13 protein-coding genes, 1 tRNA gene and 2 pseudogenes are annotated in these 16,625 nt (G+C 74.5%); 12 read left to right on the top strand and 4 right to left on the bottom strand.

The window, feature by feature from the left end:
* Positions 1 to 134, bottom strand: a pseudogene (locus MCAG_RS00935) (TetR/AcrR family transcriptional regulator); the annotation flags it as partial.
* A gap of 124 nt (positions 135 to 258) precedes the next feature.
* Between MCAG_RS00935 and MCAG_RS00930 the strand changes: the two are divergent.
* Genes MCAG_RS00930 through MCAG_RS00920 form a run of 3 tightly spaced genes read left to right on the top strand, consistent with a single transcriptional unit; the run spans position 259 to position 3,586 of the window.
* Positions 259 to 1,773 (top strand): NAD(P)/FAD-dependent oxidoreductase, encoded by a 1,515-nt coding sequence (locus MCAG_RS00930; RefSeq protein WP_036371806.1) that lies wholly within the window; start codon positions 259 to 261, stop codon positions 1,771 to 1,773.
* Between the two features lie 23 nt (positions 1,774 to 1,796).
* A complete protein-coding gene (locus MCAG_RS00925; RefSeq protein ID WP_036371803.1) occupies positions 1,797 to 2,738 on the top strand; it encodes an SDR family oxidoreductase in 942 nt (313 codons plus the stop codon).
* Positions 2,735 to 3,586 (top strand): alpha/beta fold hydrolase, encoded by an 852-nt coding sequence (locus tag MCAG_RS00920; protein WP_036371801.1) that lies wholly within the window; start codon positions 2,735 to 2,737, stop codon positions 3,584 to 3,586. The genes MCAG_RS00925 and MCAG_RS00920 overlap by 4 nt, the downstream gene beginning before the upstream one ends.
* A 35-nt stretch (positions 3,587 to 3,621) precedes the next feature.
* Here the strand turns inward: MCAG_RS00920 and MCAG_RS00915 are convergent, their stop codons facing one another.
* Both MCAG_RS00915 and MCAG_RS30165 read right to left on the bottom strand, forming a co-directional pair.
* The gene (locus tag MCAG_RS00915; RefSeq protein WP_036371800.1) at positions 3,622 to 5,076 is read right to left on the bottom strand and encodes a cryptochrome/photolyase family protein; all 1,455 of its coding nucleotides are present in this window, start codon (positions 5,074 to 5,076) and stop codon (positions 3,622 to 3,624) included.
* Between the two features lie 113 nt (positions 5,077 to 5,189).
* The gene (locus MCAG_RS30165) at positions 5,190 to 5,333 is read right to left on the bottom strand and encodes a hypothetical protein (protein ID WP_198141458.1); all 144 of its coding nucleotides are present in this window, start codon (positions 5,331 to 5,333) and stop codon (positions 5,190 to 5,192) included.
* A gap of 280 nt (positions 5,334 to 5,613) precedes the next feature.
* Here MCAG_RS30165 and MCAG_RS00910 point away from each other — a divergent pair, with 280 nt between their 5' ends.
* Positions 5,614 to 6,702 carry an S-(hydroxymethyl)mycothiol dehydrogenase gene (locus tag MCAG_RS00910; protein ID WP_007071123.1) on the top strand — a complete coding sequence of 363 codons (1,089 nt, stop codon included), beginning with the start codon at positions 5,614 to 5,616 and terminating at the stop codon, positions 6,700 to 6,702.
* The gene (locus MCAG_RS00905; RefSeq protein WP_007071122.1) at positions 6,699 to 7,328 is read left to right on the top strand and encodes an MBL fold metallo-hydrolase; all 630 of its coding nucleotides are present in this window, start codon (positions 6,699 to 6,701) and stop codon (positions 7,326 to 7,328) included. The genes MCAG_RS00910 and MCAG_RS00905 overlap by 4 nt, the downstream gene beginning before the upstream one ends.
* A 133-nt stretch (positions 7,329 to 7,461) precedes the next feature.
* Here MCAG_RS00905 and MCAG_RS00900 read toward each other — a convergent pair whose 3' ends face one another.
* Positions 7,462 to 8,877: a xylulokinase gene (locus MCAG_RS00900; RefSeq protein ID WP_007071121.1), complete on the bottom strand. Its 1,416-nt coding sequence runs from the start codon at positions 8,875 to 8,877 to the stop codon at positions 7,462 to 7,464.
* A 371-nt stretch (positions 8,878 to 9,248) separates the two neighbouring features.
* On the opposite strand from MCAG_RS00900, the gene MCAG_RS00895 reads away from it, so the two are divergent.
* From MCAG_RS00895 to MCAG_RS00860, 7 genes and pseudogenes are all read left to right on the top strand, one after another.
* Positions 9,249 to 9,950, top strand: a complete 702-nt coding sequence (locus MCAG_RS00895) for a hypothetical protein (protein WP_036371798.1) — start codon at positions 9,249 to 9,251, stop codon at positions 9,948 to 9,950.
* Positions 9,951 to 10,091: 141 nt separating this feature from the next.
* Entirely contained in the window at positions 10,092 to 10,400 is a 309-nt protein-coding gene (locus MCAG_RS00890) for a MazG-like family protein (RefSeq protein ID WP_007071119.1), read from the top strand.
* 159 nt (positions 10,401 to 10,559) lie between these two features.
* Positions 10,560 to 13,895, top strand: coding sequence for a formate dehydrogenase (gene fdh / locus MCAG_RS00880; protein ID WP_157547786.1), 3,336 nt, complete (start codon positions 10,560 to 10,562; stop codon positions 13,893 to 13,895).
* Positions 13,888 to 14,826 carry a 4Fe-4S dicluster domain-containing protein gene (locus tag MCAG_RS00875; RefSeq protein ID WP_198141456.1) on the top strand — a complete coding sequence of 313 codons (939 nt, stop codon included), beginning with the start codon at positions 13,888 to 13,890 and terminating at the stop codon, positions 14,824 to 14,826. Before fdh ends, MCAG_RS00875 begins: the two co-directional genes overlap by 8 nt.
* Positions 14,823 to 15,833 carry an NrfD/PsrC family molybdoenzyme membrane anchor subunit gene (gene nrfD, locus MCAG_RS00870; protein ID WP_157547784.1) on the top strand — a complete coding sequence of 337 codons (1,011 nt, stop codon included), beginning with the start codon at positions 14,823 to 14,825 and terminating at the stop codon, positions 15,831 to 15,833. The genes MCAG_RS00875 and nrfD overlap by 4 nt, the downstream gene beginning before the upstream one ends.
* 45 nt (positions 15,834 to 15,878) lie before the next feature.
* Positions 15,879 to 15,974, top strand: a tRNA-Sec gene (locus MCAG_RS00865).
* Positions 15,975 to 15,996: 22 nt separating this feature from the next.
* A pseudogene (locus tag MCAG_RS00860) lies at positions 15,997 to 16,625 on the top strand (L-seryl-tRNA(Sec) selenium transferase); the annotation flags it as partial.

Below are 16,625 nucleotides of genomic sequence, written 5' to 3'. Positions count from 1 at the left end.
TCGCCGAACGGCCGCTGCGCGAGCAGCCGCTCCGCGGTGGCGAGGATGGCCAGCTCCCGGTCGTCGCCGACCGAGCGGCCGGACCGTCGGCCTCGCGTCGCGCCGGCGTGGGAGGGCGTACGGGCGGCGGTCACGAGCGCAGATGCTACCCGTACGGTCGATGCCTCGACACCGCGTCGATTCCGGCCGACGGGGTGTTGACCGACGTCGACGGCGCTGGATAGTGTCCGGTCCATAGCCTGCGACGGGAGACGCGCCTTGGCCTGCGACCATGTCGACGTGCTGATCGTCGGCGCCGGCCTCTCCGGCGTCGGGGCCGCCTGCCAACTGCGCCGCGCCTGCCCCGACAAGACGTATGCGGTGCTGGAGGCGCGCGGCGCGATCGGTGGCACCTGGGACCTGTTCCGCTACCCGGGCGTCCGGTCCGACTCGGACATGTTCACCCTCGGCTACTCCTTCCAGCCCTGGACGGACCCGGCGGCCATCGCCGGCGGCGAGCAGATCCGCGCCTACGTCCGCGACACCGCCCGCAGGTACGGGGTGGACCGGCACATCCGCTTCCACCACCGGGTGCTCGCCGCCGAATGGGACAGCGCCACGGCCCGTTGGACGGTGCGTGCCCGCCGCGAAGACACCGGCGAGGACGTCGTCCTCACCTGCGGTTTCCTGTTCGCCTGCTCCGGCTACTACCGCTACGACGCCGGCTACACGCCGGACTTCCCCGGCGTCGGGTGCTACGGCGGGCGGCTGGTCCACCCGCAGCACTGGCCGGCCGACCTCGACCACACCGGCCGCCGGGTGGTGGTGATCGGCAGCGGCGCGACCGCCGTCACCCTCGTCCCGGCGCTGGCCGAGCGGGCCGCCCACGTCACCATGCTGCAACGCTCACCCACGTACGTCATCGCGCTGCCGTCGCGCGACGTGCTCGCCGACGCGTTGCGGCGCTGGCTGCCGGCGAAGGCCGCGTACCCGGTGGTGCGGTGGAAGAACGTGCTGGTCGGCACGGCCAACTTCCAGCTCAGCCGGCGCGCCCCGAAGCTGGTCAAGCGGTTCCTGCGACGCGCGGCGAAGAGCCACCTCCCGGCCGGCTACGACGTCGACCGGCACTTCTCGCCCCGCTACGATCCGTGGGACCAGCGGCTCTGCGTGGCCCCCGACGGCGACCTGTTCACCGCCCTCGGCGCCGGCCGTGCCTCCGTGGTGACCGACCGGATCGACGCCTTCACCCCCACCGGCATCCGGCTCACCTCCGGCGCCGAGCTGGCCGCCGACATCGTCGTCACCGCCACCGGGCTCAACCTGCTCGCCCTCGGCGGCATGACGCTCACCGTGGACGGCCGGAGCGTCGACCTCGCCCGGACGGTCGCCTACAAGGGCATGATGCTCTCCGACGTGCCGAATTTCGCGATGACCATCGGCTACACCAACGCCTCCTGGACGCTGAAAGCCGACCTCGTCGCCGCGTACGTCTGCCGGCTGCTGCGGCACCTGGACGCCGCCGGCCAGCAGATCGTCACCCCGCTGGCCCCCGCCTGCGGGAAGCTGGAGCCGATCATCGACCTCAAGTCCGGGTACGTGCTGCGCAGCGTGGACGCGCTGCCCAAACAGGGTGCGTCCACGCCGTGGCGACTGCACCAGAACTACGCCCGCGACGTGCTGCTCATGCGGTACGGCCGGCTCACCGACGCCGGCGTACGGTTCTCGCGCGCGCCGCAGACGCCCACGAGGGACCGGCGGGACCGGGCCCGTCCGGCCGGCACCCCCGCCGGCTGACCGGCGAGGCGGAGGGAGACGACGTGCGCAGGTTCGACTTCGCGGCCGGTACCGCCGTGGTCACCGGGGCGGCCGGCGGCATCGGCGAGGCCCTCGCCCACGGCCTGGCCCGGCGCGGCACCGACCTGGTGCTGCTGGACCGTGACGCCGGCCGGCTCGCCGCCGTGGCCGCCGCGCTGCGGGCCGCCCACCCCGACCGGCGGGTCACCACCGCACTGGTCGACCTGGCCGACGCCGCCGCCACGGCCCGGGTGGCCGAGGAGGTCCGCCGGCTCCATCCGAGGCTGCGGCTGCTGGTCAACAACGCCGGCGTCGCACTGGGCGGGCGCTTCGACCAGGTCACCCCGGACGAGTTCGGCTGGGTGATCGACGTCAACTTCCGGGCCGTGGTGCAGCTGACCCACGCCCTGCTGCCCGCGCTCAAGGCCGAGCCGGGCGCCCACCTGGTCAACGTGTCCAGCCTCTTCGGGCTCATCGCCCCCGCCGGGCAGACCGCGTACTCGGCCAGCAAGTTCGCCGTGCGCGGCTTCACCGAGGCGCTGCGCCACGAGCTGGTCGACGACGGGATCGGGGTGACGTGCGTGCACCCCGGCGGCATCCGTACCCGCATCGCGCGCGACGCGCGCGTCGGCAGCGGCGTGCCCGCCGACGAGTACGAGGCCGCCCGCCGCCGGTTCGAGCGGCTGCTCACCATCGACCCGGCCACCGCCGCCGAGGTCATCCTGCGCGGCGTGCAGCGCCGCCGGGGCCGGGTGCTGATCGGCTGGTCGGCGAGGCTGCCCGACCTGCTGTCCCGGCTCGCCCCCGTCGGGTTCGGCCGGCTCCTCGCCCTCGCCGTGAACCGCCCGGCCCGCCCGAGGGCCGACGCCGCACACCCACCCGCCGCGCCGGCGCCCACCCGCCCGCCGGCCGGTGCTGCTGCCGCCGCGCCTGCGCCGCCCGGCGGCCCGGGGGAGCCGGCGTGACCGGCCCGGTCGACACCATCGTCACCGTGCGGGGGCGCGCCTCCCGGTGCCGGGTGGCCGGCGACGGCCCGCTGGTGGTGCTGCTGCACGGCATCGGCCGCACCCTCGCCGACTTCGCCGAGCTGCACGACCGACTCGCCCGCGATCACCGGGTGGTCAGCCTCGACCTGGCCGGGCACGGCGGGTCTGCGCCGCTGGACGAGCCGCACACCCTGCCGGCGCTGGCCCGGGCCGCCGCCGACTGCCTCGACGCGCTCGGCGTGGCCGGCCCCGCCCACCTGGTCGGCAACTCCCTCGGTGGGGCGGTCGCCATGCGGCTGGCCGTCGACGACCCGGCCCGCGCGGCCAGCCTGGTGCTGGTCGACAGCGCCGGCTTCGGTCGGGAGGTGACGGTCGCGCTGCGGCTGCTGGCGCTGCGGCCGTTGGGCCGGCTGCTGCTGCGCCCGAGCCGGGCCGTGGCCCGGCGCACCGAGCGGGCCCTGTTCCACGACCGGCGGTACGTCACCGAGACCCGCCTCGCCGAGGCGATGGCGGCGGCCCGGCGACCGCACGCCGCCCGGGTGATGCTGGAACTCGTCGACAGCCTCGGCACGTTCCGGGGCGTCGCCGGGCCGTGGCGGGAGGAACTGCTCGACGCGGTGGCCCGGCTGGACCTGCCCATCCTGGTCGTCTGGGGCGAGCGGGACCTGATCCTGCCCGCCGCGCACCTCGACGCGGCCCGCACCCGACTGCCCCGGGCCCGCACCCACCTGTTCGCCGACACCGGCCACCTGCCGCAGGTCGAGCGGGCCGAGGAGTTCCACCGGCTGGTCACCGGCTTCTGGGCCGGGCACGCCGCTGACCGCTGACCGCCGCGTCACCCCGCCGTCCCGCGGGGGCAGCGTCAGGGTGGGCTGCTGCCGCGCTTCTCCTCCTGGGCCAGCACCGCGTCCCGTAGCTGCGGATCGTCGCGTTCGGCCAGTTCCGCGGCGAGCCGTAGGTCACCGGCGAGCCGGTCGTGGTTACGGTGCAGGAAGGCGTCGAACCCCCCGGTGTACGGGCAGGCCAGATCGCCCAGCGTCGTCTCCGGCTGGTACCGGCACCCCGTGCAGTAGTCGCTCAGCTCGTCGACGTACCGGCCGTCGACCGCGTACGGGCGGGTGTCGACGCGGCCCAGGTCGGCGTACTGGCTCATCCCGATCACGGTCGCGTTCATCGCCCAGTCGGTGCCGTCGACGAAACAGTCCCGGAACCAGCCTGCCAGCTCCGCCGGCCGCCAGCCGCGTTGCAACGCGTAGTTGCCGAGCACCAGCAGCCGCTGCGCATGGTGCACCCAGGCGCGGTCCCGGACCCCGGCGAGCACGTCGGCCAGGCAACGCGCCTCCACGGCGTCGGCGTCCAGGCCAGCGAACCAGTCGGGCAGCGGCTCGTTCGCGGCCAGCCAGTTGGCGCCCCGGTGGCCCGGCTCAAGGTACCAGTACAGCTGCCAGAGGAACTCCCGCCAGCCGAGCAGGCCCTGGACGAACGGCTCCACGGCCGACAACGACGCGGCCCCCTTGCGCCAGGCGCCCTCGGCGGCCCGGATCGCCTCCGCCGGGTCGAGCAGCCCCAGGTTGAACGACGACGACAGCACGCTGTGCGTCAGCAGCGGGTCGCCCGCGCTCATCACCTCCTGGTACCGGCCGTAGTCGGGCAGCCGGTGCGCCACGAAGTGCCGCAGCCGCGCGTCGGCCTCGGCGTGGGTGGCCGGGTAGCGGCGCGGGCCGTCCCGGCCGAGGAACCGGACGCCGTCGCGCTCCCAGCGGTCCAGCTCGTCGCGGACCTCCGCGTCGATCGCGTCCTCCACGATCGGTGGGGGAGGGGACGCCACCAGCCCGGCCGCGCCGTCGGCCCGCCGGGGCCGGCGGGGGACCCGCCCCGGCGGACCGTCGAACACGCCGTGTTCGCGCCGGGCCCAGCGGTAGAAGTCCGCCACCCGCAGCGCCCCCCGGCGGGGGGCGTCGGCCCACGCCGCGAAGTCCTCCCGGCGGGTGAGGAAGCCGCGTGGCGGCAGGATGGTCAGCCCCGGCACCGACCGGGCGAAGGCCAGCCCGGCCCGCGACGGCGGGTGGCAGACCTCGACCGGCCCGTCGACGCGGGCCAGCGCCTCCCGGAACGTGCCGGCGCGCACCAGTAGGGCCCGGTCACCCAGCTCGGCGGCCCGGTGCCGCAGCGCCGAGAGCACCAGGTGGGCCTTCTGCCGGTGCATCGGGCGCTGCCGGAACAGCTCCCGGGCTTCCACGAGCAGCACCGGCTGCGCCGGATCGTCGAGGAAGTGGGGCCCGAGTTGATCGGCGAGCAGCCACCGGCGGGAAGACATGTGTTGATTCTGCCCAGTCCGTTTCGATGCCGCCGCCCGGCACCGGCGTGTCCGCCGGGTGGCGCACGCCACAGCGTCGCGCCAAGGGCCCACGCCACGTCGATCGCCTGATGTCAGGTGGGCAGTCGCCGATGCGTCTCGGCCAACTCGCGCAGGGCTGTCATCTGCACGAATCGGCCGTCGCTGGCCTTGTGGACGGCGTACTCGGCAATCTCGACAGAGGCGCCGGAAGGAGCAGCACCGAGCCACTGATCCATGCCGTCGAACTGGTGGGCGTTGAGCGCCGCGACGTAGCGCGAGTACCAGCTGCGCTTGCCGTTCTCTCAGTCAAAGGAAGGAAACCTCCCGATCGCCCTGCGGGCCGTCGTCACGCCCTGCTCCTGATGGCTGTCAGGGCCAGCACGCATCCGCGCCACAGCGGTAGTTTCACTGTGGAGCGTGCCCGGCGCGGGCGGCCCGACGGCGCCCCGCGTCGCCGGCCCCGGCCCTGCGGCCCGGCGCCGGCGATACCGACAGCGCGTGGAGCAGGAGGAGATCGTGAGCCAGGAAGTCCGGGGAGTCGTTTCACGGCGCAAGGGCGCGCCGGTCGAGGTCACCACCGTCGTGGTGCCCGACCCGGGGCCCGGCGAGGCGGTGGTCCGCGTCCAGGCGTGCGGGGTCTGCCACACCGACCTGCACTACCGCGAGGGCGGCATCAACGACGAGTTCCCGTTCCTGCTCGGCCACGAGGCCGCCGGAATCGTCGAGCGGGTCGGCGACGGCGTCACCGAGGTGACCCCCGGCGACTTCGTGGTGTTGAACTGGCGGGCCGTCTGCGGGGTCTGCCGCGCCTGCCGCCGTGGCCGGCCGTGGTACTGCTTCGCCACCCACAACGCCGCGCAGAAGATGACGCTCACCGACGGCACCGCGCTGTCCCCGGCGCTGGGCATCGGCGCGTTCGCCGAGAAGACCCTCGTGCACGCCGGGCAGTGCACAAAGGTCGACCCGGCCGCGCGGCCCGCCGCCGTCGGCCTGCTCGGCTGCGGGGTGATGGCCGGCCTCGGCGCGGCGATGAACACCGGGGGCGTCACCCGCGGTGACTCCGTGGCCGTCATCGGCTGCGGCGGGGTCGGCGACGCCGCCGTGGCCGGCGCCGCCCTGGCCGGGGCGACGACGATCGTCGCGGTGGACGTCGACCCCCGCAAGCTCGACTGGGCCCGCAGGTTCGGCGCCACCCACACCGTCAACGCCTCCGCAGACGACCCGGTCGAGGCGATCCGGGCCGCCACCGGCGGCTTCGGCGCGGACGTCGTCATCGACGCCGTCGGCCGGCCCGAGACCTGGAAGCAGGCGTTCTACGCCCGCGACCTCGCCGGCACGGTCGTGCTGGTCGGCGTGCCCACCCCGCAGATGAAGGTGGAGCTACCCCTGCTGGACGTCTTCGGGCGCGGCGGGGCCCTCAAGTCGAGCTGGTACGGCGACTGCCTGCCCAGCCGCGACTTCCCCCTGCTCACCGAGCTGTACCTGCAGGGCCGGCTCGACCTGGACGCGTTCGTCACCGAGGAGATCGCCCTGGACCAGGTCGAGGAGGCGTTCACCCGGATGCACCAGGGCGACGTGCTGCGCTCGGTGGTGGTCTTCCCGTGACCGCCCGCGTCGACCACACCGTCACCTCCGGCACGTTCTCCCTCGACGGGCAGACCTTCGACGTCGACAACAACGTCTGGGTGGTGGGCGACGACAACGAGTGCGTCGTCGTCGACGCGCCGCACGACGTCGACGCGATCATGCGTACCGTCGGTGGCCGCCGGGTGGTGGCGATCCTGGCCACCCACGCCCACGACGACCACGTGCGGGTGGCCCCGCAACTCGCCCGGGCCACCGGCGCGCCGGTGCTGCTGCACCCCGACGACCGGGTGCTGTGGGACATGGTGCACCCCGACGTGGCCCCCGACGGCGAGCTGCGCGACGGCACGACGATCGAGGTGGCGGGCACCGGCCTGCGGGTGCTGCACACCCCCGGCCACAGCCCCGGCGCGTGCAGTCTGCACGCCCCGCCGCTCGGTGTCGTCTTCACCGGCGACACGCTGTTCGCCGGCGGGCCGGGTGCCACCGGCCGCTCGTACAGCGACTTCGGCACCATCGTCGAGTCCATCCGTACCCGGCTGCTCACCCTGCCCCCGGAGACGGTCGTGCACACCGGGCACGGCGACAGCACCACCATCGGCGCGGAGGCGCCGCACCTCGATCAGTGGCTGGCCCGGGGCCACTGACGCCCCCGTGCGCCCGGCACCGCTGGTAGGCCAGGCCACAGCGCCAGCTCGGCATCGGTACGCCGGCCGGCCGAGCGGCCGCCCGGCGCGCCCCGGTTCCGGGTCGACCAGAACCGTCGTGGCGACGATGCCGTCAGTCGGCGCGGTCGGGGGCGTTCGCGCGGGCCGCCGCGTACCGTTCCCGGACCGTTGGCACGGCGTCCGCCTCGTACATCTCGACCCGCCCGACCGTCCACGACGGCGGCTGCTGCCCGCCCGACAACACCCAGGCCGCCTGGCGGGCGGCGCCGTCGGCGACGTACTCCCCCAGTGGTGGCACGAGCACGGGGCGGCCGAAGACCGTAGGCGCGATCCGGCGTACCGCCTCCGAGCGGGCGCCGCCGCCGACCAGGATGATCCGGTCGACCGTCGTGCCCTGCGCGATCATCGCGTCCAGCCCGTCGGCGAGTGCGCACAGCATGCCCTCCACCGCCGCGCGGGCCAGATGCGCGGGGGTCGAGGTCCGCAGGGTCAGGCCGTGCACGGCCCCGGTGGCGTGCGGACGGTTCGGTGTGCGCTCGCCCTCGAGGTAGGGCACCAGGACCAGCCCGTCGGCGCCCGGCGGGGCGGACAGCGCCAGCGCGGACAGCTCTGCGTGGTCCACCCGCAGCATGGTCGCCGCCGCGTCCAGCACCCGGGCGGCGTTGAGCGTGCACACCAACGGCAGGAAGCGGCCGGTCGTGTCGGCGAACCCGGCCACGATCCCGCTCGGGTCTGCGGCCGGCACGTCGGAAACGGTGGACACTATGCCGGAGGTGCCGATCGACACGATCACGTCGCCCGACTCGGCGCCGACACCCAGCGCCGCTGCGGCGCAGTCGCCGGCGCCGGGGCCCAGGGGGGCACCGGTGCGCAGGTGCCCGGCCCGACCGGTCGGCCCGAGCACCTGCGGCAGCAGCACGTCGTCGCGCCCGAACGCCAACCGGAGCAGGTCCAGGCGATAGTCACCGGTCGCGGCCGACCAGTATCCGGTCCCGCTGGCCTCGCTGCGGTCGGTGCGCAGCGCATCGAGCCCCGGTGCGCCGGCAAGTCGCCAGGTCAGCCAGTCGTGCGGCAGACACACCGCGGCCGTACGGGCGGCGTTGTCCGGCTCAGCCGACGCCAGCCAGCGCAGCTTGGTGACGGTGAAGCTGGCCACCGGCACCAGGCCGACCGCCTCCGCCCAGGCTCGCTGTCCCGCTTCGCCGCCGCCGAGATCCGAGATCAAATCGGCGGCGGCGCCGGCCGAGCGGGTGTCGTTCCACAGCACGGCGTCCCGGACCACCGCGCCCTCGGCGTCCAGGCACACCATCCCCTGCTGCTGCCCGGCGACTGAGGCGGCCGCCACGTCGTCGAGTCCGCCGGCCTGTGCGACCGCGTCGGACAGCGCGGCCTCCCACGCGGCCGGTGGCACGGCGGTGCCGACGGGGTGCGGCGCGCGACCCTCGCGCACCAGCTTCCCGCTCTCGGCGTCGCGGATGACGACTTTGCACGACTGGGTCGACGAGTCGACCCCGGCTACGAGTGGCACCGGCCCTCCCGGGGGTGTCGTGAACGGGGCAGGTGGCGCGGTTGGTCAGCGGGGGAGCGATCCAGGTGGTCGGCGGCGGTGGAGGACATTTGTTCAATGGATAAATTATTTGCACCGCGCCACGGTCCTGTCAAGGTCAACAGGCCGGCCCGCTCGGAACGCCCGAGCCGGTTGACCGCTGTCGGCCGCGTCGTCCGATTCCCGCAGTGACCGGGGCCGCACCCGGAGCGCCGCCCCGCATATCCGGAATGGTGGACACGTGAAGCTGGTTGTGTCCCCCGTACCGCCCGCCGGTAAACCCAGCCGGCCGGGGCGGGTCTCGAGGGGCGCTCAACCCGGAGCGCGTCGTGACGACCGAAAGGGCAACCATCGTGAAGGCAGACTTCACTCGATGGCTCCCGGCCATCGCGAAGACCACGAACCGCAAGACCGTCCTGACCATCAGCGGCATCGCCGTCCTCGGCGGCCTGGCGTTCGGCCCCACGGCCGTCGCCGCCCCGGTCACCGGCCCGCACGCGGGCGCCGTCGCCGCCATCGACCTGGCCACCGGCAAGACCCGCCAGCAGGCCACCGTCGAGTCCGCGCTGACCACCGGTGAGAACACCAGCGAGTCGACCCCGTCGGCGGGCCGGCCGAGCCGCGACGAGCTGATCCCGCACGGCGTCGAGGGCGCGCAGTCGCGCATCCCGCTCGACGACGCGCAGCTGGCGAACGCCCGGGCCATCGTCGAGGCCGCCAAGGACAGCGGCGTCGGCAAACGCGGCGCGGTGATCGGCGTGGCCACCTCGCTGCAGGAGTCGAAGCTCTACAACCTCGGCCACCTGGGCGCGTACAACGACCATGACTCGCAGGGCCTGTTCCAGCAGCGCCCGTCGTCCGGTTGGGGCTCGCCCGACCAGATCACCGACCCGGAGTACGCCTCGAAGGCGTTCTTCGGCGCGCTGAAGAACATCGGCGGCTGGCAGGACCTGCCACTGACCGCCGCGGCGCAGACGGTGCAGGTGTCGGCATACCCGTACGCGTACGCCCAGTGGGAGGAGCAGGCCGCGGACATCGTCGCGCGGCTGTGGTGACCTGACCCCAATGCCCCCCAGGCCGACGGCCTGGGGGGCATTCGCCTGCCCGGAGCCGGTCGCACCGCCCCCCGCCCAGGGGTATTCGGCCGACCGCCCCCGGGGGCAGGGATCGTCACCCCCGTCCGGTTCACTGGTCGGATGGACGAGTCGATCTGGGAGTCGGTGCGTGCCCTGCGGGGCTGGCTCGACAACGCCAACGGCACCGGGGACCCGGAGCTGACCTGCCGGATCCTCAAGCTGACCGAGGAGGCGGGGGAGGCCGCCGGGGCGTGGATCGGCGCACTCGGGCAGAACCCGCGCAAGGGGGTGACCCACACCCGCGACGACGTGGCGGCCGAACTGGCCGACGCCGCGTTCACGGCGCTGGTGGCGATCGAGAGCCTCGGCGTCGACGCGCACGGGGCGCTGCGCGGGTGCGCCGCGAAGGTCCGCTCCCGGCTGCCGTGAGGGCCGCGCCGCCGGTGCGCGACCCCGCCCCCTGCCGCCCCACGCTGGCCGGGGACGCCCCCCAGGCGGCGGGTAAAGACGCGCCGGGGTCGCGGCGCGCCGGGCGCTGGCCTATGTTCAGAGGGTCAGCTTCCGCCGCCGGCAAAGGGGGTGCCCCCGATGGGTCTGCGGACTTTCATCGCGGGCTGGCCCGTCTACCGGCAGCTCACCGGCACCGACCCGCTCGGCCGGGGCGCGGCAGCCCGGTCGGCCCGCTCGGCGGCGCTGACCGCCCGCACCGAAACCGCCGACAGCGTGGCCCGGTCGGTCTGCCCCTACTGCGCGGTCGGCTGCGGCCAGCGGGTCTTCGTCACCGACGGCCGGGTCACCCAGATCGAGGGGGACCCGGACAGCCCGATCTCCCGGGGCCGACTGTGCCCGAAGGGCTCGGCCAGCAAGAGCCTGGTCACCAGCCCGCTACGCCAGACGAAGGTCCGCTACCGCCGGCCGTATGCCACCGAGTGGGAGGACCTGGACCTCGACACGGCCGTCGACATGATCGCCGACCGGATCCTCGCCGCCCGCGCGGCGACCTGGGAGGACGTCGACGACGCCGGCCGGCCGCTGCGCCGCACGCTGGGCATCTCCAGCCTGGGCGGGGCGACGCTGGACAACGAGGAGAACTACCTCATCAAGAAGCTGTTCACGGCGATGGGGGCGCTCCAGATCGAGAACCAGGCCCGCATTTGACACTCCGCCACCGTCCCCGGTCTGGGGACCAGCTTCGGTCGCGGCGGCGCGACGGACTTCCAACAGGACCTGGTCAACGCTGACGTCATCGTCATCCAGGGCTCCAACATGGCCGAGGCGCACCCCGTGGGCTTCCAGTGGGTGATGGAGGCCAAGCGGCGCGGCGCGAAGGTCTTCCACGTCGACCCCCGGTTCACCCGGACCAGCGCGGTCGCCGACACGTACCTGCCGATCCGGGCGGGCACCGACATCGCGCTGCTCGGCGGCGTCGTGCGGTACATCCTGGAGAACGAGCTGGACTTCCGGGAGTACGTGCTGGCGTACACCAACGCGGCGACGATCGTCAGCGAGCAGTTCGCCGACACGGAGGACCTCGACGGCCTCTTCTCCGGCTACCGCCCCGAGACCGGCTCGTACGACACGTCGAGCTGGCAGTACGCCGGCCACGAGGACCATGCCGAGATCACCGGTACCGGGAAGGAACGCGACAGCGCGGCCGGGCTGCGCCACGAGTCGCACGGCATGCCGGTGCCCGGGCAGACCGCGCGGGACGAGACGTTGCGGCACCCGCGCTGCGTCTACCAGATCCTGCGGCGACACTTCGCCCGCTACACCCCGGAGATGGTGGAGCGGGTCTGCGGCATCCCGCAGGAGAAGTTCCTGGAGTTGGCCCGCGCCTGGACGCACAACTCCGGCCGGGAACGCACCGGCGCGCTGGTCTACTCCGTGGGCTGGACGCAGCACACCGTCGGCGTGCAGTACATCCGCACCGGCGCGATCATCCAGACCCTGCTGGGCAACATGGGCCGGCCCGGCGGCGGCATCCTGGCGCTGCGCGGGCACGCCAGCATCCAGGGCTCCACGGACATCCCGACGCTGTACAACCTGCTCCCCGGCTACCTGCCGATGCCGCACCACGCCGACCACGAGACGTTCGACGACTGGGTCGACAGCATCCGCCACCGCGGCCAGAAGGGCTTCTGGGACGACTCCCGGGCGTACGCGGCGAGCCTGCTCAAGGCGTACTGGGGGGACGCGGCGCGGCCGGACAACGACTTCTGCTACGGCTACCTGCCCCGGATGACCGGCGACCACGGCACGTACCAGCAGGTCCTCAACATGATCGACGGGAAGGTCAAGGGCTACTTCCTGCTCGGCCAGAACCCGGCCGTCGGCTCCGCGCACGGCCGCGCCCAGCGCCTCGGCATGGCCAACCTCGACTGGCTGGTCGTGCGCGACCTGTTCCTCATCGAGAGCGCCACGTTCTGGAAGAACAGCCCCGAGGTGGCCACCGGGGAGATCACGCCGGAGCAGTGCCGCACGGAGGTGTTCTTCCTGCCGGCGGCGTCGCACGTGGAGAAGGAGGGCACGTTCACCCAGACCCAGCGGCTGTTGCAGTGGCGGGAGAAGGCCGTCGACCCGCCGGGCGACGCCCGCTCCGAGCTGTGGTTCTTCTACCACCTCGGCCGCCGGCTGCGGGAGAAGCTGGCCACCTCCCCGCACCCACGCGACCGGGCGCTGCTCGACCTGGCCTGGGACTACCCCACGCACGGCCCGCACGCGGAGCCCAGCGCCGAGGCGGTGCTGCGCGAGATCAACGGGTACGAGGTGGCCACCGGCCGCCCGCTGTCGGCGTTCACGCAGGCCCGCGACGACGGCTCCACCGCGATCGGCTGCTGGATCTACACCGGCGTCTACGCCGACGGCGTCAACCAGGCCGCCCGCCGCCGGCCCCGCCACGAGCAGGACTGGGTGGCCGCGCAGTGGGGCTGGGCGTGGCCGGCGAACCGCCGCATCCTCTACAACCGGGCCTCCGCCGATCCGCAGGGCCGCCCGTGGAGCGAACGCAAGAAGTACGTCTGGTGGGACCCCGACGCCGGGGAGTGGACCGGGTACGACGTGCCGGACTTCGAGCGGACGAAGCCGCCGACGTACCGGCCCCCGCAGGGCGCCTCCGGCGTGGCGGCCCTCGCCGGCGACGACGCGTTCATCATGCAGAGCGACGGCAAGGCCTGGCTGTACGCGCCCAGTGGGGTGCTCGACGGCCCGCTGCCGACGCACTACGAGCCGGCCGAGTCCCCGATGCGCAACCCCGTGTACGGCCAGCAGGCCAACCCGACCCGCAAGGTCTACGAGCATCCGGTCAACCCGATCAACCCGAGCCCGCCGGAGGCGCACAGCGGCGTCTTCCCGTACGTGTTCACGGTCAGCCGGCTCACCGAGCACCACACCGCCGGCGGGATGAGCCGCACCGTGCGTCCGCTGGCCGAGTTGCAGCCGGAGATGTTCGTGGAGGTCTCCCCGGAGTTGGCCGCCGAGGCCGGGCTGGCCCACCTGGGCTGGGCGCACCTGGTCAGCGGCCGGGCGGTGATCGAGGCGAGGGTGCTGGTCACCGAGCGGCTCACCCCGCTGCGGGTGGACGGTCGGATCATCCACCAGCTCTGGCTGCCGTACCATTTCGGCACGGAGGGCCTGGTCACCGGCGACTCGGCCAACGACCTGTTCGGCATCACCCTGGACCCGAACGTGCTGATCCAGGAGAGCAAGGTCGGCACCTGCGACGTGCGGCCCGGCCGGCGGCCCACCGGCGCGGCCCTGCTCGACCTGGTCGCCGACTACCGGCGGCGGGCCGGCATGACCCCGCAGCGCAGGATCCCGATCGTCACCACCGGAGCGGCGGGCGGCCACGACGCGGCCGACAGCACCGACGAACGCTTCCGCGCAGGCGTCGGCCGACGAAGCAGAGCGGGGGGCGGGAATGCCTGACGCCAACAGCGGGCTCCGGGCCGCTGGGCCCGGCGCCGGACGCCGGCTGGACCGACGCCCCACCCAGGGGTGGGCTTTTTTCACCGACACGAGCGTCTGCATCGGCTGCAAGGCGTGCGAGGTCGCCTGCAAGGAGTGGGAACGACGTGCCAGGCTCCGGGTTGGACCTGCTCGGCATGTCCTACGAACAACACCCGGCGCGCTGACCGCGAACTCGTGGCGGCACGTGGCGTTCGTCGAGCAGCCCCGCCCCGCCGCCGACGCGGCGGGCAGCGCCGCCCCGGCGGCGGGTCCCGGCCCGCAGTTTCTCGGCATGCCCGGCGCGCAGCCGCCCGGCCGGGGCACCGGCGCGGCCGGGCGCAGCGACTTCCGCTGGCTGATGATGTCGGACGTCTGCAAGCACTGCACCCACGCGGCCTGCCTCGACGTCTGCCCCACCGGGTCGCTGTTTCGCACCGAGTTCGGCACGGTCGTGGTGCAGGAGGACATCTGCAACGGGTGCGGCTACTGCATCCCGGCCTGCCCGTACGGGGTGATCGACCAGCGCAGGGGCGACGGCCGGGCGTGGAAGTGCACCCTGTGCTACGACCGGCTCGGCGCGGGGCTGACCCCCGCCTGCGCGCAGGCCTGCCCCACCGGGTCCATCCAGTACGGCCCCCTCGACGAGTTGCGGGAGCGGGCCGCCGAACGGGTGGCCACCCTGCACGAGCGCGGCGTGCCGGAGGCCCGGCTGTACGGCCACGACCCCACCGACGGTGTCGGCGGCGACGGGGCGTTCTTCCTGCTGCTGGACGCCCCGGAGGTGTACGGCCTGCCGCCCGACCCGGTGGTCACCACCCGGGACCTGCCCCGGATGTGGAGGCGTGCCGGGCTGGCCGCCCTGGCCATGGCGGCGGCGGCCGTCGCCGCGTTCGTCGGAGGTTCCTCGTGAGCACGCACCCCCCGGTCGGGGAACGGTTCCGCCGCTTCCGAAGCGGGCGCGGCGGCGGGGAACAGCTCACCGTCCCACCGGCCGAGTTCACCTCCTACTACGGCCGGCCGATCCTCAAGCCGCCGGTGTGGAAGTGGGACATCGCGGCATACCTGTTCACCGGCGGGTTGGCTGCCGGCTCGTCGCTGCTGGCCGCCGGTGGGCAGCTCACCGGACGGCCGGCGCTGCGCCGCGCCGGCCGGGTCACCGCGCTGGCGGCGGTCGCCACCAGCGCGTACTTCCTCGTCAACGACCTGGGCCGGCCGGCCCGCTTCCACCACATGCTGCGGGTGGCGAAGCCGACGTCCCCGATGTCGGTGGGCACCTGGATCCTCACCGTGTTCGGTCCGGCCGCCGGGGTCGCCGCCGCCGCCGAGGCCGTCGCGTGGCTGCCCGAGCGTGGCGTGCTCGGCCTGGGGCGGCGGCTGCTGCCCGGCGCCGGGCGGGCTGCCGGCCTGGTCGCCGCCGCGACCGCGCCGGCCCTGGCCACGTACACCGGGGTGCTGCTCGCCGACACGGCCGTGCCGTCCTGGCACGAGGCGTACCCGGAACTGCCGGCCGTCTTCGCGGGCAGCGCCCTGGCCAGCGGTGCCGGCGTGGGCCTGCTCGCGGCGCCCTGCGCCCAGGCCGGCCCGGCCCGGCGGATGGCGGTGGCCGGCGCGGCCCTGGAACTGTGGGGCGTGCACCGGGTGGAGACCCGCCTGGGCCTGCTCAGCGAGCCCTACCGCACCGGCGTCCCCGGCCGGTTGTTGCGCGCCGGCCGGTCGCTGACTGCCGCCGGGGTGGTCGGGGCGCTCGTCGGCCGCCGCAGCCGGCTGCTCTCCGGCCTGTCCGGCGCAGCCCTGCTCGCCGCGTCGGTGGCCACCCGGTTCGGCATCTTCCACGGTGGCGTCGCCTCCGCCCGCGACCCGAAGTACACGGTGGTCCCGCAGCGCGAGCGCTTCGAGCGCCGCGCCACCGGGGGCTGAGGCCTACCCGCACGCCGGGCGGGGCGCTGTGGTCCAATGGCCGGTGGAGGCGTTCGGGCGGCTGGTGCCCCTCCCGGTCTTCAAAACCGGTGTGGTCCGGGATCCGGGCCAGGCGGGTTCGATTCCCGTCCGTCTCCGCCAGGCAACCCGTGGGAAGGACGCGATGCGCGACGCCGATCCCCGACGGCGGGTCCCGCGCACCGACGTCCTGCTGGCCGATCCGGGCCTGGCCGCCGCAGCCGGCAGGGTCGGCCGCGATCGGGTCAAGGCCGCGATCGTCGCCGCGCAGGCCCGCGCCCGCGCCGGTGAGATCACCCCCGAGCGGGTACGTGACGCCGCCCTCGCCGCGCTGCCCGCCGCCGTCCCTGCGGCGGTGCTCAACGCCACCGGTGTCGTCCTGCACACCAACCTGGGCCGGGCCCCGCTGTCCGCCGCCGCCGTGGCCGCCGTGGTCGCCGCCGCCGGGCACACCGACGTGGAACTGGACCTGACCACCGGGCGGCGGGCCCGGCGTGGCCGCGACGCCCTCGCCGCGCTCGCCGCCGCCGTGCCCGACGCGGGCGCCGTGCACGTGGTCAACAACGGCGCGGCGGCCCTGGCGCTGACCGCCACCGCCCTCGCGGCGGGCCGGGAGATCGTGGTCAGCCGGGGCGAGCTGGTGGAGATCGGCGACGGGTTCCGCCTGCCGGACCTGCTGGCCAGCACCGGCGCGCGGCTGCGGGAGGTGGGCACCACCAACCGAACCACCCTCGCAAGAAAGACGCCGCCGCGATCGGGCCCCGGCACCGGGTT

Source organism: Micromonospora sp. ATCC 39149, assembly GCF_000158815.1.
Lineage (GTDB): Bacteria > Actinomycetota > Actinomycetes > Mycobacteriales > Micromonosporaceae > Micromonospora.
Note: the sequence above shows the minus strand (reverse complement) of the source record. Positions and strands in the feature narration are given on the sequence as shown.